General features: G+C 70.4%; 17 protein-coding genes. 11 read left to right on the top strand and 6 right to left on the bottom strand.

Going from position 1 to position 19,360, the window contains the following annotated elements:
* Window positions 1-37 precede the first annotated feature (37 nt).
* The 8 genes from AB0K21_RS04385 to AB0K21_RS04420 all read left to right on the top strand — a co-directional run bounded on the left by AB0K21_RS04385 (window position 38) and on the right by AB0K21_RS04420 (window position 10,713).
* On the top strand, window positions 38-922 hold the full coding sequence (locus tag AB0K21_RS04385) for a LysR family transcriptional regulator (RefSeq protein ID WP_364147770.1): 885 nt from the start codon (window positions 38-40) through the stop codon (window positions 920-922).
* A 60-nt stretch (window positions 923-982) separates the two neighbouring features.
* Window positions 983-2,089, top strand: coding sequence for a DUF5925 domain-containing protein (locus AB0K21_RS04390; protein ID WP_364147773.1), 1,107 nt, complete (start codon window positions 983-985; stop codon window positions 2,087-2,089).
* Between the two features lie 1,230 nt (window positions 2,090-3,319).
* Window positions 3,320-3,703, top strand: coding sequence for an Lsr2 family protein (locus AB0K21_RS04395; protein WP_343965340.1), 384 nt, complete (start codon window positions 3,320-3,322; stop codon window positions 3,701-3,703).
* Window positions 3,704-3,848: 145 nt separating this feature from the next.
* Window positions 3,849-5,150 carry a M20/M25/M40 family metallo-hydrolase gene (locus AB0K21_RS04400; RefSeq protein ID WP_343965338.1) on the top strand — a complete coding sequence of 434 codons (1,302 nt, stop codon included), beginning with the start codon at window positions 3,849-3,851 and terminating at the stop codon, window positions 5,148-5,150.
* A 263-nt stretch (window positions 5,151-5,413) separates the two neighbouring features.
* Window positions 5,414-6,940, top strand: a complete 1,527-nt coding sequence (locus tag AB0K21_RS04405; RefSeq protein WP_343965335.1) for a hypothetical protein — start codon at window positions 5,414-5,416, stop codon at window positions 6,938-6,940.
* Window positions 6,941-7,012: 72 nt separating this feature from the next.
* Complete coding sequence (locus tag AB0K21_RS04410; RefSeq protein WP_343965333.1) at window positions 7,013-8,173, top strand: DegT/DnrJ/EryC1/StrS family aminotransferase; 1,161 nt, start codon at window positions 7,013-7,015, stop codon at window positions 8,171-8,173.
* Window positions 8,174-8,434: 261 nt separating this feature from the next.
* Window positions 8,435-9,526 carry a GNAT family N-acetyltransferase gene (locus tag AB0K21_RS04415; protein ID WP_364147777.1) on the top strand — a complete coding sequence of 364 codons (1,092 nt, stop codon included), beginning with the start codon at window positions 8,435-8,437 and terminating at the stop codon, window positions 9,524-9,526.
* Window positions 9,523-10,713, top strand: a complete 1,191-nt coding sequence (locus tag AB0K21_RS04420) for a DegT/DnrJ/EryC1/StrS family aminotransferase (protein WP_343965329.1) — start codon at window positions 9,523-9,525, stop codon at window positions 10,711-10,713. Before AB0K21_RS04415 ends, AB0K21_RS04420 begins: the two co-directional genes overlap by 4 nt.
* Window positions 10,714-10,865: 152 nt before the next feature.
* On the opposite strand, the gene AB0K21_RS04425 is transcribed toward AB0K21_RS04420, so the two are convergent.
* From AB0K21_RS04425 to AB0K21_RS04440, 4 genes are all read right to left on the bottom strand, one after another.
* Window positions 10,866-11,306 (bottom strand): ATP-binding protein, encoded by a 441-nt coding sequence (locus tag AB0K21_RS04425; RefSeq protein ID WP_343965327.1) that lies wholly within the window; start codon window positions 11,304-11,306, stop codon window positions 10,866-10,868.
* Window positions 11,307-11,471: 165 nt separating this feature from the next.
* Window positions 11,472-12,221, bottom strand: coding sequence for a DUF1206 domain-containing protein (locus AB0K21_RS04430; RefSeq protein WP_343965325.1), 750 nt, complete (start codon window positions 12,219-12,221; stop codon window positions 11,472-11,474).
* 109 nt (window positions 12,222-12,330) lie between these two features.
* Complete coding sequence (locus AB0K21_RS04435) at window positions 12,331-13,260, bottom strand: Ppx/GppA phosphatase family protein (RefSeq protein WP_343965322.1); 930 nt, start codon at window positions 13,258-13,260, stop codon at window positions 12,331-12,333.
* Between the two features lie 12 nt (window positions 13,261-13,272).
* A complete protein-coding gene (locus AB0K21_RS04440; protein WP_343965320.1) occupies window positions 13,273-13,968 on the bottom strand; it encodes a class I SAM-dependent methyltransferase in 696 nt (231 codons plus the stop codon).
* 418 nt (window positions 13,969-14,386) lie between these two features.
* Here AB0K21_RS04440 and AB0K21_RS04445 point away from each other — a divergent pair, with 418 nt between their 5' ends.
* On the top strand, window positions 14,387-16,183 hold the full coding sequence (locus tag AB0K21_RS04445; protein WP_343965318.1) for a tetratricopeptide repeat protein: 1,797 nt from the start codon (window positions 14,387-14,389) through the stop codon (window positions 16,181-16,183).
* Window positions 16,184-16,488: 305 nt separating this feature from the next.
* Here AB0K21_RS04445 and AB0K21_RS04450 read toward each other — a convergent pair whose 3' ends face one another.
* A complete protein-coding gene (locus tag AB0K21_RS04450; RefSeq protein WP_364147783.1) occupies window positions 16,489-17,490 on the bottom strand; it encodes a phosphotransferase in 1,002 nt (333 codons plus the stop codon).
* Window positions 17,491-17,526: 36 nt separating this feature from the next.
* A complete protein-coding gene (locus AB0K21_RS04455) occupies window positions 17,527-18,396 on the bottom strand; it encodes a class I SAM-dependent methyltransferase (RefSeq protein WP_343965314.1) in 870 nt (289 codons plus the stop codon).
* A gap of 247 nt (window positions 18,397-18,643) precedes the next feature.
* On the opposite strand from AB0K21_RS04455, the gene AB0K21_RS04460 reads away from it, so the two are divergent.
* On the top strand, window positions 18,644-19,045 hold the full coding sequence (locus tag AB0K21_RS04460) for a heme-binding protein (protein WP_343965312.1): 402 nt from the start codon (window positions 18,644-18,646) through the stop codon (window positions 19,043-19,045).
* A 145-nt stretch (window positions 19,046-19,190) separates the two neighbouring features.
* Window positions 19,191-19,334 carry a hypothetical protein gene (locus AB0K21_RS04465; RefSeq protein ID WP_343965309.1) on the top strand — a complete coding sequence of 48 codons (144 nt, stop codon included), beginning with the start codon at window positions 19,191-19,193 and terminating at the stop codon, window positions 19,332-19,334.
* The last annotated feature ends 26 nt before the right edge of the window (window positions 19,335-19,360 follow it).

The raw sequence follows: 19,360 nt of genomic DNA on the forward strand, positions 1-19,360 counted from the left end.
CCAATGAGTTTCCCCGCCAGTGTGATGAGATGTCCTCATGAGTGCCACGGTCGCGCAGCTCCGAGTCTTCACCGCCGTGATCGCGAACGGCGGCTTCGGCGTGGCCGCCGAGGAGCTCGGCATGTCCCAGTCGGCGGTCTCCCACGCGCTCGCCGCACTTGAGCGCGCTCTCGGCGCACCGCTGGTGCTGCGGCACGGAGGCGTGGGACCCACCGCCCTGGGGGCGACGATCCTGCCGCACGCCCAGGCGGCGCTCGCCTCGGTGGCCGCCATCGACGAGGCCGTCTCCGCACACCTGGGGCAGCACACCGGGGTTGTCCGCGTCGCCGCCCCGCCCACGGTCTGCTGCGGGCTGCTCCCCCGGCTCATGCGGACGTGGCGCGCGGAACTCCCCGGTGTCGAGGTGCAGGTCTTCGAGGGTGACGACGACGAGCTGTCCCCCTGGCTGGAGACCGGAGTCGTCGACGCCGCGATCCTCGTCGATCCACTGCCCCCTCCCCCCGCGCATGTGGTGGTGGGCCGCGACGCCTTCCACGCGGTGGTCCGCGCCGACCACCCCCTGGCCGGCCAGGAACACATCACGATGGCCGAGTTGGTGGAGGATCCGCTGCTCGTCTCCAAGGGGGGCTGCGAGCCGCAGACCCGCGTCCTGTGTTCCCTGGCGGGCGTCCCCTACGCTCCGGCCCAGCATGTGCGCGAACTCGGCACGCTCATCGGCATGATCGCCGCCGGTATCGGCGTCTCGACGGTTCCCGACCTCGGCCGCGGTCTCCTCACCCCCGGGCTCGTCATGATCCCGCTGAAGCCGTCCCTGACCCGCGCCCTCGTCCTCACCGGTCCGCTGACCCGCCCGCCGAGCCCCCTGGTCGACGCCCTGCTCCGCACCGCCCCCGAGGCTCCCGCGCCGCCGGCGGCCCCCTGAGCCCGGTCCCCTTGCGAAAACCCGTCGACCGGCGGACACCCCAAGAGGATCATTACCGCCATGTCCGTACTCAAGGAGGTCCACTTCTCCCCGGAGCCCCGTCCGGTGGAGCTGCCGATGAAGATCTGGCTCGACGACGCCGACTCCGCGGTGGACGTGATCGACGCCCTCGCGCTGTCGCCGTTCGCCACCGGGGTCCAGCCGTGGTCGTGCACCGCGAACCTGGAGCGGGTCCGTCCCGACGCCTCCCTCACCCCCGCCTCCGGGACGCTCCTCCGGGCGGCGACGGAGAAGGACGGCCGTGACTCGCGGCTGCTGCGCGGGGAGGGCTGGACGCTGCGCGTGGTCCGCCACCGCAACAGCGCCGCCACGGTCAGCGTGACCGCGGTCGACGAGGAACTGGCCCGCTCGGTGATCGACGAGATCATCAAGGACGCCGAGGAGCCCGCCCCCGAGAGCGACCACGTCGAGATGGGCTTCTGGTGGCAGGGGCCCCACGGCAGCCGCCGCTCGGAGAAGCCGATCACCGCCTCCCCCTGGGCGGAGATCTCCGGCAACTACGCCAGGTCGGTCAGCGAGCGGCTGTCGCGGCTGATGTCCGTCACCGCCTCCGACGCACACGGCAGGCTGGTCCTGCTGCACGGCCCGCCGGGCACCGGCAAGACCACGCTGCTGCGCACGCTCGCCCACGAGTGGCGGTCGTGGTGCCAGGTCGACTGCGTACTCGACCCGGAGCGGCTGTTCCACTCCCCCGGCTACCTCATGGAGGTCGCGGTCGGCTTTGACGAGGACGACGGTAAGCGGTGGCGGCTCCTGGTGCTGGAGGACTGCGACGAACTGATCAGGTCCGGCGCCAAGGAGGCCACGGGACAGGGCCTGTCACGCCTGCTCAACCTGACCGACGGGCTCCTCGGCCAGGGCCGTGACGTCCTGGTGGCCATCACCACCAACGAGGATCTGGCCCGTCTCCACCCGGCCGTCACCCGTCCGGGCCGCTGCCTCGCCCAGATCGAGATCGGTTCTCTCCCCTACGACGAGGCCGCCCACTGGCTCGGCGGCACCGAGGGGCTCTCTCCCGCCGGTGCGACCCTCGCCGAGCTCTTCGCGCTCCGCGACGGCGCGTTCAGCCGCACGGCCGTTCCCGAGAACACCGGCCTCTATCTCTGACGGGGGTGAACCGAGAGTGGTTCGCCTGGTCAGGCGGACTCGGTTCGGTGAGCCTCCGCCAGGTGAGCACTGTGAATCTCCGGGCCGTTGAGCCCTGGGGTCAGACCGTGCCCCTGGCCGGTAGCCGGAGCCGGACGACGTGGCAGGCGGCGCACGGCGCCGTCCTGGGCGAGACGGTACGAGGCTCGGCGGCGCGCGGTTTCCTCCGTGCGCAACAGAACGGGACGAGGCCAGGCGACACGCCCGCGGGAGCGGGCAATGCCCGTATCACTCTCCGGCCGTTACCCGAACAATTCGGGGAACGCCGCTTGTTGGTCCGCCCGGACGGCGGAACGGGCCAATGGCGGTCAAGGAGCAAACGGGGTCCGCGGTCCCGCTCGCCCACAATGCGAGACGCCCGAAATCATACGGTCCGCACAGCACGCCTTGCCTCACCCGAGAGTGTCGAGACCACACCCCAATGTGATCGACCATGTGTCGGTGACCACCTTCGAACGCGCCCGGATCTCTGGCGTGCCGACAAAACCGGGGACACGCGGCTCGCATTCCGGAGCGCGAGGAAGCCATTTTTCCTCCGGAAATCCCGCAACACGTTCGGTGACAGACACCGGGCATGTGTGAATTGTCCGACGAACCTCCGGAGCGGGTCTCACGGCACTCCTCCGCCGCCGTCCTCCTCCCGGCGGACCCGGCCCGCTCGCCGCTCTCCGCCGGAGTCTCATCCCAGTAGCTGCCACGACCAGCGGAAACGGGGCAGGGGGCGCGCCCGCACCCCGGAAGGACGTCACGGCCGACACGATGAAGCCCTCGAAACGAACGGCAGCGGAACGATGGACCGGAACGCCCCCAAGTGGCCGAAGTCGATTTTTTCCCAGCGACCGGGGTGGAACCCACCCGGAGGTCACGAAACTCCAAAGCGCTCGGACACCTCCATCCGGAAAACCCGCCAGGGGTAACCGGCAGATCCCGGGATACAGGACACCAAGGGGCTTCCGGCGCCGCCGCCGTTTTTAATCCCTCGCCGGCGGGAAGCATTTCCCAATGACGTGGAGACGCCGGAGTTCGGCCTTGGGTAATTAACCCGAGCAAGTGGATCTCCGGCGGACAGGGTTTCCCGGCGCGACGGCGAAAGGAGGGGCTAGAGTTTTACTACCGGGGAAGAGACGCGGGAGCCATCGTCGGCCGGGTTCACAGCCGCACACTCTGGCGCCAAGATTAAGGAGTGACACAATGGCACGTCAGCAAGTCGTCACGTTCACCGATGACATCACCGGGAAGCGGGCGGACGAGACCGTCTCGTTCGGCCTGGACGGGACCGCCTACGAGATCGACCTGAGCACGAAGAACGCCACAAAACTCCGCGAGGCCCTCAAGCCCTTCCAGTCCGCCGCTCGCAAGGCGAGCACCTCCCTGGGCCGCAAGGGCAGGGCGAAGGGTTCCGGCGGCAACCGCGAGCGGAGCGCCGAGATCCGGGCGTGGGCGAAGTCCCACGGAATCGAGGTGAGTGAGCGCGGGCGCATCGGAGGAAAGGTCGCCGAGGCCTTCGCGGCGGGCGACCCCAGTGTGGCCAAGGCGGCGACCAAGAAGACCCCGCAGACCACGTCCGGCCAGTAGTGGCCAGGCTCCCGGCCCCTTGGAGGTAGCGGCGTCACAGCCGACCGGGAGTACGTGGAGCGACCCCGAGGTGCCCCTCATGCTCCGGAGGGGTATGCACTCTTGGTCCTGTATTCGGGCCATCATCTCCAGGGGGCGTTCTTCGATGAGTGAGGTCACACAGATCTGCTCGGACCTGATCAGATTCGACACCACCAATCCCGGCTCCGGCGAACGCCCGGCGGCCGAGCACGTCGCCACCCTGTTGTCGGAGGCCGGCATCGAACCTGTGGTGTTCGAGTCGGCCAGGCACAGGACCAGCGTGGTCGCCAGGATCCCCGGCGACTCGTCCGACGCCCTGCTGATCCACGGTCATCTCGACGTGGTCCCCGCCCACGCCCCCGACTGGCGGGTTCATCCGTTCTCCGGGGAGGTCTTGGGCGGCTGCGTCTGGGGCCGGGGCGCGGTCGACATGAAGGGCACCCTGGCCATGACGCTCACCCTGGTCCGCGAGTGGGCGCGGCGCGGGGTACGGCCCGGGCGGGACGTGGTGCTGGCGTTCCTCGCCGACGAGGAGGCCACCGGCGAGTACGGCGCGCGATACGCGGTGCGACACCACCGCGAACTGTTCGACGGCTGCACCGAGGCGATCAGCGAGTCAGGCGGTTACAGCGTCGAGGCTCCCGGAGCACGGATCTACCCGGTCGCGGTGGGCGAGCGCGGCACCGCCTGGATGAGACTCACCGCGACCGGCGTCGCGGGCCACGGCTCCCGCCCGCCGGCGGACAACGCGGTGGCCGAACTCTGCCACGCCATGTCCCGGATCGCCTCTCACCGCTGGCCGGTGCGGCTGACGCCCGAGGTGGCGACGCTGATCGAGAGCCTGTCGGACATCCTCGGCGAGCGCATCGACCTCGACCGGCTGGAGGAGGAGGCCGAACGGCTCGGCCGGGTCGGCTCCCTGTTCGGGGCGCAGATCCGGAACTCGGCGAACCCGACGATGCTCCAGGCGGGCTACAAGGTCAACGTGGTTCCCGGCACCGCCGTGGGCCACGTCGACGGGCGGTTCCTGCCGGGGGGCCGGGAGGAGTTCCTGGAGACGATCGACCGCCTGCTCGGCCCCCGGGTGAGGCGGGAGTTCGTCAACCTGGAGGACGCCCCCTCCGCCCCGATGGACTCACCCTTCTTCGAGCGGCTCGGCGCGGCCCTGGTGGCCGAGGACCCGGCGGCGCGGCCGGTGCCGTACGTGATGTCCGGCGGCACGGACGCCAAGTCCTTCGCGGGGCTCGGTATCAGGGGTTACGGCTTCGCCCCGCTGATGCTCACCCCGGAACTCGACTACTTCGGCATGTTCCACGGCGTGGACGAGCGCGTTCCCGTCGAGGGTCTGGAGTTCGGCGTCCGCGTCCTCGATCGTCTTCTCACCTCTCCCGCCGCCTCAGCGGGCCACAGCACCGATCCCGGATAAAACAGGGCGCTCCCCATCACGATCGAGCCCTGCCGGGCACTTCCGGATACATGCCGGACACGGCCCGCCTGAAACTGGGGCATCATGGCTCACGTGCCGATTCTCATATACCCCTCGGTGACCGGCCGGTCTGGTGACGGGACGCGAACGCTGGCGCGGCGCCATCCCGCCCCCCCTCGGGGACGCCACCGAACCATCCCGTGCGAGCGACGGGCGGGCATCCTGCACCGCTCCGGAGAGTGGTGCGGATCGGGAGCGTCGCGGTGAATGAGAACGGCACGGGGCTGCCCGCCTGGCACGAGGGCGGCACCCCCCCGCCGGGCGCCCTGCCGGACCTGCCGGGGACGCGACCGGACTCGGCCACCGGCCTGCGTGCAGCCGACGGCAAGGTCGCTGCAAGCGCTCCACCCGATGATGACGAGGTGACGCGCGACGGAGGCGACCAGGCGATGGGCCGGACAGTGACCGAGGAGCGCAGGACCGGGCTGATGGACCGCCTGCGCAAGGATCTGAGAAACCCCCTGTTCCTACAGGGCTACGCACTGATGATCAATACCGGGATCACCGCCGTGCTGGGCCTCGGCTACTGGTTCCTCGCCACGCACCTGTACACCGCCGCCGCGTTCGGTGAGGGCCAGGCCGTGATCAGCGCGATGCGGCTGTTCGCCTCTCTGACCGGGCTCGCCTTCGCGGGCGCGCTGGCCAGGTTCATCCCGGTGGCCGGCCGCCGCACCGCCGAGTTCGTCCTGCGCGGCTACGCGATCGCCGGGGCCACCGGCCTGGTGGCGGCGTTGGGGTTCCTGCTGACGTTGCCGGTGTGGGGGGCGGTCTACGCCGACCTCGCCGGGTTCGGGCCCGGACTGTTCTTCCTCGTCTCGGTTCTCGTCTGGACGATCTTCACTCTCCAGGACGTGACCCTGGCCGGGCTGCGCAAGGCCGTCTGGGTGCCGGTCAACAGCCTGGCGTTCGGCCTGGTCAAGATGGGCATGCTCGCCGCGCTCGCGGTCGCGCTGCCGGAGGGCGGCCTCTTCGGCGGGATCTTCGTCTCGTGGATCGTGCCGACGGCCATGGCGCTGATCCCGATCAGCTGGTTCATCTTCGGCGTCATCATCCCCAGGCACGTCAAGAACACCGAGGAGAGCGCCGCGAACCCGCCGCGCCTGCGCGAGGTGGGCCGTTTCCTGGCCGGAGACTTCCCCGGCGCTTTCTCCATCCTGCTGATCCTCTATCTGGTCCCGGTCATCATCGCGGGCTGGCTCGACGACGCGCCGACGTTCGGCTACTTCTCGATAGCCCACACGCTGGGCTCCATGATCGGGCTGCTGGCGGCCAACATGGCGGTGTCCCTGACGGTCGAGGGATCCTTCAACGCCGCCCAGCTGGCGCAGAGCGTGCGCAACGCGCTGCGCCGCACCTTCCTGATCGTCGGACCGGTCATCGCGGTGGTCGTGGTCGGCGCGCCCCTGATCCTGAGCGTGTTCGGCCCCGGGTTCGCCGAGGCGGGCACACCGCTGCTCCGCCTGATGGCGATCGCCGTACTCCCCCAGACGGTGATCGAGATCTGCCTCAGCATGCTGCGCGCGCAGAGCGAGGCCCGCAAGCTCGCACTCGTCCAGATCGGGATGGCGGTGCTGGTCCTCACCTCGATCGTCTTGCTGTTCCCCCTCTTCGGGATCGCCGCGGTGGGCTACGCGATGCTCGGCAGCCAGCTCCTGGTCGCGCTACTGATCCTCCCGAACATCCGCAGAGTGATCAACCACGGCAGGGCGTCCCAGGTCGTCGCAGGTTAGGGACGGCGTGGCTCTGTTTGCAGTCTTGATCTCGTACGTGATAGACGGTCTCCAGTGACTCCTGAGCACATTGTGGCGAAGCGGACAGGCCGCCGCTGCCTTCCGCTGCCCTCCAACCGTCTGGGGCTGTATCTGGCCCTGCGGCACTGGTGCAGCCCCGGCCAGCGGTTGCTGATGTCGCCGCTGTCGGCCGACGAGATCCTCTTTCTCGTGCTCGCCGCCGGACTGCGCCCGGTCATCGCCCCGCTCTCCGCCGACGACGGCAACATCGACGCGGGCGCCGTCGACCTCGACGCGGTCGACGCGGTGCTGACCACCAACCTGTACGGCCTGCCGGACCGGGTGAGGGCGTTCACGGGCAAGATCCTGATCGAGGACGTCGCGCACGCGATGGAGACGAGCGTGCACGGCAGGCCGCTGGGCACCTTCGGGGTGGCGGGCGTGTTCAGCCTGTCCAAGCACGCCGGAGCGGGTTCCGGTGGAGTGATCGCGGTCGAGCGCCTGGAGGACCTGCGCACCCTGGAGCGCGACCGTGACCGGCTGCTGCAGCCGGGTGCCTTCAGGAAGGAGGTCCACAGCGTGCTGACCTCGGTGGGCCGGCACACCGCGCTGCGCCTGAACATGGTCCGCCCGGCGCTGAGGGCGATGCGCGCGTTCGGCATGGAGGAGGAACGCGAGGGCTACCGGATCGCTCCGCGTCCGGCGGACCTGGTCAGGGCGCTGGAGTACGCGCCGCAGCTACCGGCGTTCGACTCCTGGGTCCAGGCCGACCTGCACGACTACCGGGCCAGGCGCGGCCACCTCTCAAGCTGGTACCAGTCCAGGCGCCTGCGGACGCTGCCCAGGCAGCGGTCGCGGCGGATCGCCGGCGTCTCGGCGCTGGCCGCGCTGCCCACCGTGGCGCCGGCCGTCCACCGGCACCTGGATCAGCCGCTGTTCCGGGTCCCGCTGCTGGTCTCGGGCCGGGACGAGGCCATCGCCGAACTGGAGCGACACGGGGTCGCCACCGGATACCTCTACGACCCGCCGTACGACAGCTACCTGCCCGGGTTCACCAGCCCCTCGCCGGAGCCCGAGATCGCGCGCTGGTGGGGCCGGCACGTGCTGCCGGTCGATCCGCTCTACGCCCACCGCGCCCTGCCGGTCGTCGAACGGCTCGTCCCGGCCGTCCCACCGCCCCATCCCCAGGTTTCCCCGGTGCTGCCGAGTCCGACCATTTTCGATATCGCTTAGCAGGTAAGGTAATATTTAGGTAGATTTACTGCATCGGGTGGCGGCAACAGGGGGCGCCGCCCGGTTCCGGGACGGTTCCCTCGCCCCGTGACGCACGCCACCCATGTCCACGGGTCAGCCGGATCGCGCGTGCTCCGCCCCGAGGACGACGTTCGGTTCCCCAACCCGGGCTTCGAGAAAGGATCGCCTCCTCGTGAACGGTAGGTTGACGCGCACCGCAGGCACGGTCGCCGGTCACCCCGGCGCGACGGGAGGGGTCGCATGAGGGTCAACGTCATCCGGCCCGCGGAGCTGGGCCCGGACGAGGTCGCGGCCTGGCGCGAGATGCAACGCTCCAGCCCGCACCTCGCCAACCCCTTCCTCAGCCCGGACTTCACGATCGCGATGGGTGAGGTCAACACCGGGGCGCGGGTGGCGGTGATCACCGAGTCGGACGGGCCCGTCGGGTTCTTCCCCTTCGAGCGGCACGGTGGCGGAGTGGGCGCCGCCCTGGGCGGATGGGTCTCGCTCTCCCAGGGCGTGGTCCACGTGCCCGGTGCCGAATTCGACTCCAACACCCTGCTCAAGGAGTGCGGGCTGAGCGTGTGGGAGTTCGGCTGCATGGTCGACCGGCAGCCCTGGTTCCAGCCGTTCGAGACGCTCAGGCAGGATGCCGTGGTCCTCGACTTCGCCGACGGCTACCCGGCCTTCCTCGACGAACTGCGCGAACGCTCTCCGAAGTTCGTCAAGAGCACCCTGTACAAGGAACGGAAGCTGGGCCGCGACGTGGGCGAGATCACCTCCGAGTTCGCGGTGCGCGACACGGAGCAGTTCCGGCTGCTGCGGGAGTGGAAATCGGCCCAGTACCAGCGGATGGGCCGCCCCGACCGCTTCGCCAGGTCATGGGTCGTGGAGCTGACCGAGCGCCTGCACGCCGTCGACACCCCCGACTTCGCCGGGCCGCTGTCCATGCTGTACGCGGACGGCAGACCCGTCGCGGGCCACTTCGGGCTGCGCACCGACACGATGATGATCGGCTGGTTCCCCGCGTACGACCCCGACTACGCCAAGTACTCCCCCGGCCTGATCCAGCACCTGCACATGGTCGAGGCCGCCGCGAAGATCGGTGTCAGCTCGCTGGATCTCGGCATCAGTAACGGCTCGGAGTACAAGGACGCACTGTGCAGCAGGACCGTCCCGGTCACCGAGGGCATCGTGCGCCGCCGTTCGGCCGGCGCGGCGGCGCACTGGCTACGCACCGCACCGGTCCGCCGCGTGCGGCGCTTCATCCTTGACAGCCCGGCCCTGTACGGCGCCGCCGACAGGGCCATGAAGCGGTACGGGCGGCTGCGCACCCGAGGGAAGGCCCAGTGAGCGGTCAGAACGGCAGCCGCGAGCTTGAGGCGGCCATGCGAGACCGGATCGGCCAGGAGTGCCTGCACGTGCCCTCCGCCAGGTTCGGTCTGCTCCTGGCGCTGCGTCACTGGTTCGAACGCGGCGACAGGGTGCTCATCTCACCGACGAACTGCGAGACCGTGCTGTTCGTCGTGCTGGCCGCCGGGCTGGAACCGGTGATGGCGCCGGTCTCCTGGCGTGACGGCAACATCGACGTCCCCAACATCGACTGGAACGGCCTGGCCGGTGTCGTCACCACGCACCTGTACGGCCAGCCCGACCGGGTCACCGAGCTGCGGGCCGAGTGCGACCGGCGCGGCGTGATCCTCCTCGACGACGCGGCACACGCCATGCAGACGACGGTGGGCGGCCGCGCCGCAGGCACGTTCGGCACCGCCGGGGTGTTCAGCCTCGCCAAGCACGGGCGGGCGATGTCCGGCGGGTTCCTCACCGCGCGGGACCCGGCCGCACTGCCCGAGCTGGCCCGGGCCAGGGACGAGTCACTGCTCCCCGGCGGGGCGCGCGCCCAGTTGCTCGGCACGCTGCGGCCCGTGCTGCGCGAGACGATCTACCGCACCGGGCTGGTCCGGCCGATGTGGCACGCCCTCAAAGCGCTCGGCCTCGTCCAGTGGACCGGGCACCGCTGCCCGCCCCGCGAGAAGGAGCTGCGCGCGGCCCTCGCCGGCGATCCGGTGGACCTGCGTGCCCTGGACCACTGGCTGCGGATCGACCTCGACGACTGGCGGATGCGCCAGGGGCCGCTGCTCCGCCGCTACCAGCGCTCCCGCTTCCGGGTGATCGACCGCGAGCGCGGTCGGCGGGTGGCCGGGGTCGAACTACTGCGTACCCTGCCCTGGGCGGCCGAGGGCGTCCGCGACGCGGCGCCACAGCCGCTGCTGCGGGTGCCCCTGCTGGTCGAGAACCGCGACGAGGTGGTCGCCCGGCTGGAGAGCCGGGGCGTGGTGCCCGGCTTCATCTACGACCCTCCGCTGGACGACTACCTGGAACTGGTGCCCGAGGGGCCGTCCTCGGAGATCGCCCGCTGGTGGACCGGCCATGTCCTGCCCGTCGACCCGCTCCGCGCCGCCCGGATGGCCGGCCTGCTGACCGAACTCGACGTCCGCCCCGCCCCCCGCCCGTTCACGGCCTCGCAACAGCCGGCCTGAGCAGGTCGCGGGCCTCCTTTCTCGGAGGAGGCCCGCCATGTCGCCTGGGGTCTCCACGGCACGGCTGCCGGCAGGGTGCCGAGGGTGGCTGCGCCTCCGACTCGTCCCGGCCCGGTACCGGCCCCCTCGACGTCCGGCCGAGCCCCGAACTCTCACCTGGCGCCTGCCAGGCTGCCCGCGCGCATCCCGGCCAGTTCGAGCACCAGCTCGAACCAGACCTTGTTGGCCCCCGCCTCCCTGACCAGGCCCCAGCGGTGGGCCAGCGCCTCCAGCAGGGGCAGGCCGCGGCCCCCCGTCGCGTCCGCCGAGGCGCGGCAGAGGCAGGGAGCCTCTGAGGAGCCCTCGTCCTGGACGCAGACCCGCACGCCGGTCGCCGAGTAGGCCACGGTGACCGTGAACGCCCCGCCGTCCCCGGAGCGGGAGTGGATCACCGCGTTGGTGGCGATCTCACTGGTCAGCAGGACACAGTCGTCATGGAGGGGATGGTCTCGCCCCAGGGTCATCGAGACCAGGCGGCGGGCTCTGACCACCTGGTCCGGGGAGCCCGCAAGGCGGAGAACCCATTCGCTGCCGTCGTACTCCGACGAGTCCATATGCCCCCTCCGATGCCGTTCCTGCCTTTGGGAAGACGCGGAGCTCGAAAGGGAAGATGTCTCGGAAAAGTAGGAATGCGATCACTTACCGGATAGACAGGTGGGGCTTGCCAGACGGGCCTTCCGCTGCATGCCCGCACCTGCCGTACCGTGCGGTTTCACCCGTCACATCCGGTGCCAGCGGGCCTCGAAGAAACAGTAGACCGCGAACAGCAGCAGGCCGATCGCGACGACCCCGAGCAGCCACGGACCGGCCGGGGTGTCGGCCAGCGAGCGCAGCGTCGAGTCGATGCCCTTGGCCTTGTCGGGGTCGTAGGTGATCGCGGCCTGGATGACGAAGACGCCGGCGACCGCGGCGATCACACCGCGGGCGAGGTAGCCGGCCATGCCGAGTTTCTCGGCCAGGTCACGCGCCTTCGGCGGCATCTCGCCGGTGCGCAGGTCCTGGAGGAACTTCTTCTTCCAGCCCTTGTGGATCCAGTAGGCCCCAAGGGCGATGACGCCCAGTCCGACCAGGCCCACGATGAACTGCCCGCCGGGCAGTTCCATCAGCTTGGCCGTGAGGTCCTTGGACTGACTGTCCGTCGAGCTTCCCGAGTCTCCGCGCAGCACGACCCCGAGCAGCGTGGCCACGATCAACCCGTAGACCACCGTGCGCGCCGCGGCCTCCACCCGGTCCTTGGTCTGGCCCCGGCCGATGACGGCCTCGGACAGCTGCCAGAGGACCAGGGCCGCGAAGCCGACGACCATGAGCCAGAGCAGCACCATGCCGAACGGCTGCTCCGCCACCGTCTCGATGGCCCCGGTCTTGTCGGCCTCCTTGCCACCGCTGCCACCGCCGAAGGCGATCTGCAGGGCGAGAAAACCGATCAGCCCGTAAAGGACCCCCCTGCAGGCCAAACCGACCCGCGCCAACCTGTCCAGCGTCTGACTGTTGGCCGCTCTGTGAGCGGCACCTGCCACCTGAGTCTGAGGGCTGTTCATGGCTATGCGCACTAACCCGCGGAAGGCCGGATAAACCTTACTACTCGGGCATTGCGTCCAGCCTGCGCAGGATGACGCCCTCGCGCAACGCCCACGGGCACACCTCCAGCTGGGCCACTCCGAACAGGTCCATGGTGGCGTCGGCGACGATGGCTCCGGCGGGCAGTTGCGGCGCCCGCCCCTCCGACACCCCGGGCAGCTCGGCCCTCTCCCCCGTGCTCATCCTGGCCAGCCGGTCGGTCCAGCCGACCAGGTCCGCGTGCCCGAGCACCCGGCGTACGTTCACCCCCTCGTGTGAGGGTGCCGCGCCGGCGATCCTCGCGAGCTGCCTGAACGTCTTGGACGTCGCCACCGCGTGATCCGCCTGGCCGTACCGCGACACCTTGCCCACCACGCGGGCGATCTCGGCCCGCACGTGCCTGCGCAGTGCCCGCACCTCGTCGGTCGGTGGCGGGTCGGCGGTGAAGTGGTCGCGGGTGAGACGGCCGGCCCCCAGCGGCAGCGACACCGCCACGTCGGGCTCCTCGTCGATCCCCGAGGCGATCTCCAGCGACCCGCCGCCGATGTCCAGCACGAGCAGCCGCCCGGAGGACCACCCGAACCAGCGGCGCACCGCCAGAAACGTCAACCTCGCCTCGTCCTGGCCGGACAACACCTCGATGTCGACCTGCGTGGCGGCCTTGATCCCGGCGAGGACCTCCTCACCGTTCACCGACTCCCTGATCGCGGAGGTCGCGAAGGCCATAAGGTCCTCGACCCCCTTGTCCTCGGCGATCCGCAGCGCCTCCTCGACGAACTCCCGCAACCGCGTCGCGCCCTCCGCCGACAGGCGGTTGCCCTCGTCCATGTGCTCGGAGAGCCTCAGTTCCTCCTTGTGGGAGTACGCCGGTAGCGGCCGGGCCCCCCGATGTGCGTCCATCACCAGCAGATGAACCGTGTTGGAACCGATGTCGAGAACGCCCAGTCGCATGGGATGAAGCTACTACCGTTCGAAGTCCCGTTCGCCCGGGGTTCGTACGTGGACGCTCACCGCGTATCCACCACCGTCGTAGGGTGCGCCGTCCCAAGTCGCCAGGCGCCGCAGCGGGGCGAGCCCCGAGGCCCGGCACCAGGCGTCGTAGTCGTCCAGGGTGACCGTGGCGGAGGCGAGCGGAAGGTGCGCTGCGTCCAGCCCGAACCCGCTCACCAGCAACCCGCCGGGCCGCAGCAGTGCCGCGAGCCCGGCGACGGTCCGCGCCTCGGTCCCGGGGGCCAGCAGGGGGATGACGTTGCCCGCGGCGACAACCATGTCGAAGCGCTCGCCCCGCCCACGCCGCTCGCCGGACACGGCCCGCTCCGCCGGCTCCGCGAACTCCGCGGAGCCGGCGAGATCACCGAGGTCGCTGAGGTCGGCCAGGATCCAGGGCAGCTCCGGTGCGGCCCGCCGGGCGACCTCCAGCATGGACGCGTCGAGGTCGACGCCCACGCAGTCGTATCCCAGCTCCGCCAGCCGGATCGCCACCCGCCCGGTCCCGCACCCGGCGTCCAGCACCCGCGCGCCCGGCGGCAGCAGCCCCGCGCACAACCGTGCCTCGCCGTGCGTGTCCGCCCCCGACTCGGCCAGCCTGGCGAACCTCGCCGCGTACCGCTCCCCGGCGTCGTCTCCCGCGATGTCCGCCCAGCGGCTTCTCTGTTCCATCGGACCAGGGTCCCATCCCCGGCAGGAGCCGCTCACAGCGGCCGGGCCGGGCATGGGCCCGCGACGGCGTTCGCGGACACCACCGCACGCCACCTGTCCATAGGGCTGTCCGGATGCGGCCACTATAAGAAATAGATCTTGTCAATATGGGCAATTATTGCGAATACTTGCGATTTGCTCTTATTCGCGAGAGAGGTCGGTAATGAAGCACGTTATTGTTCACAAACCTGGCACCGTCACGCTCAGTGGTACCGCAAGCGCCAAGCATGTCGGCTGAGAGGAATCGCAGCACCGGCGTCCAGCAGTGGGCGCCGGCCCCCAGCACGCCATAGCCATATATCATCAAATATCATCTAAATCGACTTAGAGGAGTCCGGTGAGTCGGGGAGCCCAACCGCCAGAAAACCCGTCTCTTCCCGTGTCGCCGCCGCTCGTGGTGGACGCCGACCGGCACCTGCGCGGTCCTTACACCGCGGGGGGCGCGCTCGTCGCCGCCCTGGTGCCCACGGCCCGGCCCGAGCTTGTCGCCCGCTACGACATCGAGTTGCGCGCGGCGGCCCCCGACCTGCAGGACCTGGTTCCCGACCGGCGCCGCTCCGTGGCCGCGAGCCTGCCCAGCGCGGAGCGGATCCTGGTGCACGCGCCGCGGCGCACGCTGCGCCTGGCCAACGGCCTGGCCGAGTTCGTCCGCGAGCACCTGGCCGAAACCGGTCCGCGGACGCTGGTCGTCGAGAACGTCGACCGGGCCGACCCCACCGACCTCGAACTCCTGACGGTGCTGCGGCGCCGTGTCCCGGCGGAGTCGCTGACCGTGGTGACCCGCCGGGGGACCACCGTCGAGGATCCGCTCGGTGAGGAGGAGCACCGCGCCCTCGCCGACAGGCTGGAGCGGGAGGGGACGATCGGCGCGCGGCTTGGAGCGGTCCCCTACCACCGCGAGCGCGGCGGCGACACGTCGAAGGCGGTGGAGGCGTTCCTGTTCGCGGTGCAGTGGTGCCTGGACACGGGCTGCCATGACGCCGTGGTGGATCTCGGCAGGCGCGCCCTGCGCCTCGCCGATCCCGAAGGCGACAGCGGGACCTGGTGGCGGCTCCTGCACAGCACCGCGACCGCGCTGGCCGCGCTGGGCAGGGAGGACGAGTCCGAGGACCTGTTCGACCTGGCCAGGCGAGAGAGCGTCTCCCCCGCCGTGCACGCCTCGGTCGCCTACGCCACCGGAATGCTGAAGGTACGCCACCACGACCAGGCCCGGCGTGACCCGGACGCCGCGCTCGCGCTGGTCAACCAGGCGATCGCCATCTCCTCGCTGCTGCCCGACCCGCGCGAGCGGGCGTTCAAGCTGGGGTTCGACCTCAACGGCCGGGCACTGGTGGAGGTACGGCGAGGCCGCCCGGCCAAGGCACTGGAGCTGGTCTCCGAGGCCGTCGCCCTGGCCGACCGCGACCTGCGTCCCGGCGAGCACCCGATACACCGGCTGGTGCTGCTGGCCAACAGGGCGCAGCTCACCGTGATGCTGGGCCACCCCGAGGAGGCGCTGGAGGACCTGGACGCGGTGATCGCAGCCGACCCCGGATACCCCGACTACTACATCGACCGGGGCAACCTGCTGCACCGGCTGGGCCGGATGGACGCGGCGATCGACGACTACGAGACGGCCATGCGGGTCGGCCCGCCCTTCCCCGAGCCCTACTACAACCGGGCCGAGATCCGCTTCTCCCGGGGGGACCACCGGGGTGCGCTCAGCGACCTGGACCACGCGCTGGAACTGGACCCGGAGTTCGTGGACGGCCTGGCCAACCGGGCCGGGCTGCTGGCCGCCCTCGGTGAGTACGGCAAGGCCAGGGTGGACGCGGAGACCGGGCTCGCCATCGATCCGGCCAACCCGTACCTGCTGTGCGCGCTGGGCCAGGTGGAGACGGCGGAGGGGCGCTACGACAGGGCGCGTACCGCCTTCGACAGGGCGCTGGAGCTCGCCCCCTCGCTGGCGGCCGCCTGGGCGAACCGAGGACTGCTGGCGTTCGAGACCGGTGACCCCGAGGGCGCCGTCGCGGACTTCACCCGGGCCCTCGAACCCGGAGCGGACCCCGCGCTGCTGTTCAACCGGGCGATGGCACTGCGCGCCGCCGGGCGGGAGACGGAGGCGGTCGCCGACCTCACCCGGGCGCTTGAACTGGCACCGGACGACGAGGACATCAGACGCGAACTCAAGTCCTGACCTCGCAGTCCCGGCCCCACCGGACCGCCGCCCGCGGCCACGGTGACGAAGGCTGCCGGAAAACACCCGGATTCGACGAAGGGGGCGGAAAACAAGGGCCGGGAGATGGAATCCCCGTCACGGAAATCCCATTATCGGATTACGCGTTACCCGCACGGCGACGCGGGCGCCGACGCGTATTCACCACCGCGGACCCGCCGTGTCCCAGGAGTGGGTAGGGACGATTTCCCGATGCGCGATCACAGCGCGCCACTTCGCCGAGCGGCCCGTACGAGAACGCCGCGAGTGCCACCGGACGGACCTGGTCAGCGGAGCGAGCCGCCGAGATAGCGCTCGGCCAGCTCGCAGGCGCCCTCGGTGTAACCGGAGCCCAGCTCGACGGCGATGTCCGCGCCGGTATGGGTGCCGATCCAGGCGACCAGCAGCAGGCGGCGGAACATGACGAACGTCCAGATCTCCGCCTCGTCCTCGGCCGGAAGGTCCAGGACGGTCCGGTAACCCCGCACCCACGCGTCGAGCAGTTCGGGGACCTCGGGGAGGTGCTCGATGAAGCTGACCGCCGCGGCCAGGTCGTAGAGGTGCCAGCCGAAGCCGCAGTCGTCGAAGTCGATGACGCTGGGTGGTCCCTCGCCCGCCACGAGCAGGTTGGCGGAACGCAGGTCGGCGTGGACCAGGCCGTAGCGCTCCGGCCCCCGGCCGAAGCGGTGGAGCCGCTCGCGCAGTTCCTTGTCCAGCCGCCCCAGCACGGCCCGCGCCTCGGCCTCCATGCCCAGGCCGTCCTGCCAGCGGCCCCATCGCGCCCCGGCGCCGAGGGCCGCCTCGTAGTCCCAGTGGAAGCGGGTGAACCACTTGGGCCGAGACCAGCGGCGCGCGTGCCGGTGCATCCGCGCCGTGAGCGCGCCGAGCCGTTCGAACCCGGGCACCGGGTTCTCCAGGGACGGCTCGGCACCGGGCAGCAGCTCGAACATGACGCACTCCCGGGGCTCGGCGCCGGGGACGGTCAGCACCCGGGAGCCGTCGGGGGCCTGGAGCACCCGGGGGGTGCGGATCCCCTCCTGCTCGCGGAGCGCCTCCAGCCAGGCCAGCTCGGACAGGATCGCCGGGATGGAGTGGTAGCCGAGGCGGTGCACCCGCAGGATGGAGCGCCTCCCCGTGACCGGGTCGTCCACCCGGTAGGTGGCGTTCTCCGACACGTTGATCAGCGTGACCTCGGCGTCGGGCAGTCCGTGGATCCGCGCCGCCGCGCGGGCCACGTCATGCGCGCGGGCCAGCACACCGCCCCCGGCGGACAGGTCGTGGGCCCGCATCGGTTCCTCCAGCTCGGTCGCACAGGGCGCCAGATCCTATCCGAGATCCGACATCGCCTGCCCGGCTTCGCGGTCCAGGTCTCTCCGGCGATCCGCCTCGGACCGGTCCTGATCACGTACGGCGCGACCCGCCGAGGGCTCGGGCCCGGGAAACCTGATGCGGATCTTGGACTGCCGGTGCGGGAGCAGCTCCCAGTCCTCCATGAGAGTCGCCTGCAGGCCGTATCCGGAGGCCAGGTCGAGCAGGGTCTCGGCGCGGTAGTAGAAGTCCTCGCCCAGGACCTGGTGCTCCCTGCCCTCGGTGCGGTCGAAGGTGAAGTCGAACCAGCCTCCCGGCTTCACGACCCGGCCGATGTGCCGGAAGCACTCCTCGATCACCGGCAGCGGGGAGTGGGAGAAGACGCTGTGGGCGTGCACGACGTCGAACATCTCACTGGGCAGGGCGGCGAAGCGCAGGTCTCCGACCAGCATGAGATGGGGGAGTTTCTCCCGCAGGTCGTAGGAGACCAGGGTCTCCTGGGCGGCGATCAGGATGTCCGGGGATATGTCGAGACCGTAGTAGTTTCCGGCGTCGAGGTAACCGATGAACAGGCGCCCGGCCCGCAGGTTGCCACAGCCGATCTCCAGCATGCGGTGCCCGGGTTCCAGCCCGTGCCGCACCAGGTAGTCGAACTGCATCTTTCCCAGGACCGTCCAGCGCCGGTAGGACTTGCTGCCCACGGCCGCGTGGGGGCTGCGCGCGGTGTCGGACCTCATGATGGCCCGGTAGTAGGAGACATGGTCACGGGTGCTCAGGCGCAGCCACATGTTCCTGCTCAGCCGGCTCAGGTGCCTGGGGACTCGCCCCGGATGGTTGAGGGCGTATTTGAGCTGGTGAACGATGTTCGCACGGTTATGACTGCGCATGCCTCTCCCCACGTCGAGACGGCACCTCAACGATTCCGCCAGTGACGAGATCGTAGCTTGGAGTAAGATAAACATCACTCTTGGTAAGAGTCATCGGAATGTCGCCGCGTGTGATCCTCTCCGCACCGGGCGACATTCCCGGCTCACCCCGGTCCTCCGAAGAGCGCACACGAACGTCGGATCGTTAATGGCATCTCGCATCCCCCGACCGTCCGCGCCGAAGGTTTTCGAAACATTGAGGAGTCCGGTGAACCTGGAACTCGCGCTGCGCATGTGTGAGGCCGCGGTGCGGCAGGCCGTGCGGGAGGGAGCGCTCATCTCGGTCGCGGTGGTCGACGCGGGCGGACACCTGGTGGCGTTCCAGCGGATGGACGGCGCACGGATCTCCGGCCCCGTCCTCGCCCCCGGCAAGGCCCACACCGCGGTGGCCCACCACATGCCGACCGCCGACCTCGCGCCGCTGGTCCTGCCGGGAGGTGAACTGCACGGCCTGGCCGGCGACCGGTACGTGTGCTTCGGCGGCGGCATCCCGCTCGGAGAGCCCGGTGACGGCCGCGGGGTGGTGGGCGCGGTCGGCGTCAGCGGCGGCACCGTCGGCCAGGACGTGGCATGCGCCGAGGCCGCCGCCGCCCTCTGGGAAGGGGCATAGCGGGAAATATCAGGAAAAGGCGGGCTGGCCGAAGTTCCCGCTCCCATGAAACGGGGGCACGACGTGTTACCCCCGGTGCGCGCGGGGCAGTGAGGGCTTGCCCCGGACAGTGATCGTCCGGGGGCCGACCCTTTGGAGGATTCTCGTGGACGTTCTCGTGCTGCTCGCCCTGATCTGCTTCCTGGCCGCCACGATCTGGTCCGCCATCAGCCGCTCCTGGGCGATCGCGCTGCTCTCGGCGGGAGCGTTCCTGCTCACGCTGTCGGAGACCTCCCTCATCAGCGGCTAGTGCTCCCGCACCCGAGATCGGCCGGG

The organism is Streptosporangium sp. NPDC049248, from assembly GCF_040678965.1.
Lineage (GTDB): Bacteria > Actinomycetota > Actinomycetes > Streptosporangiales > Streptosporangiaceae > Streptosporangium > Streptosporangium fukuiense.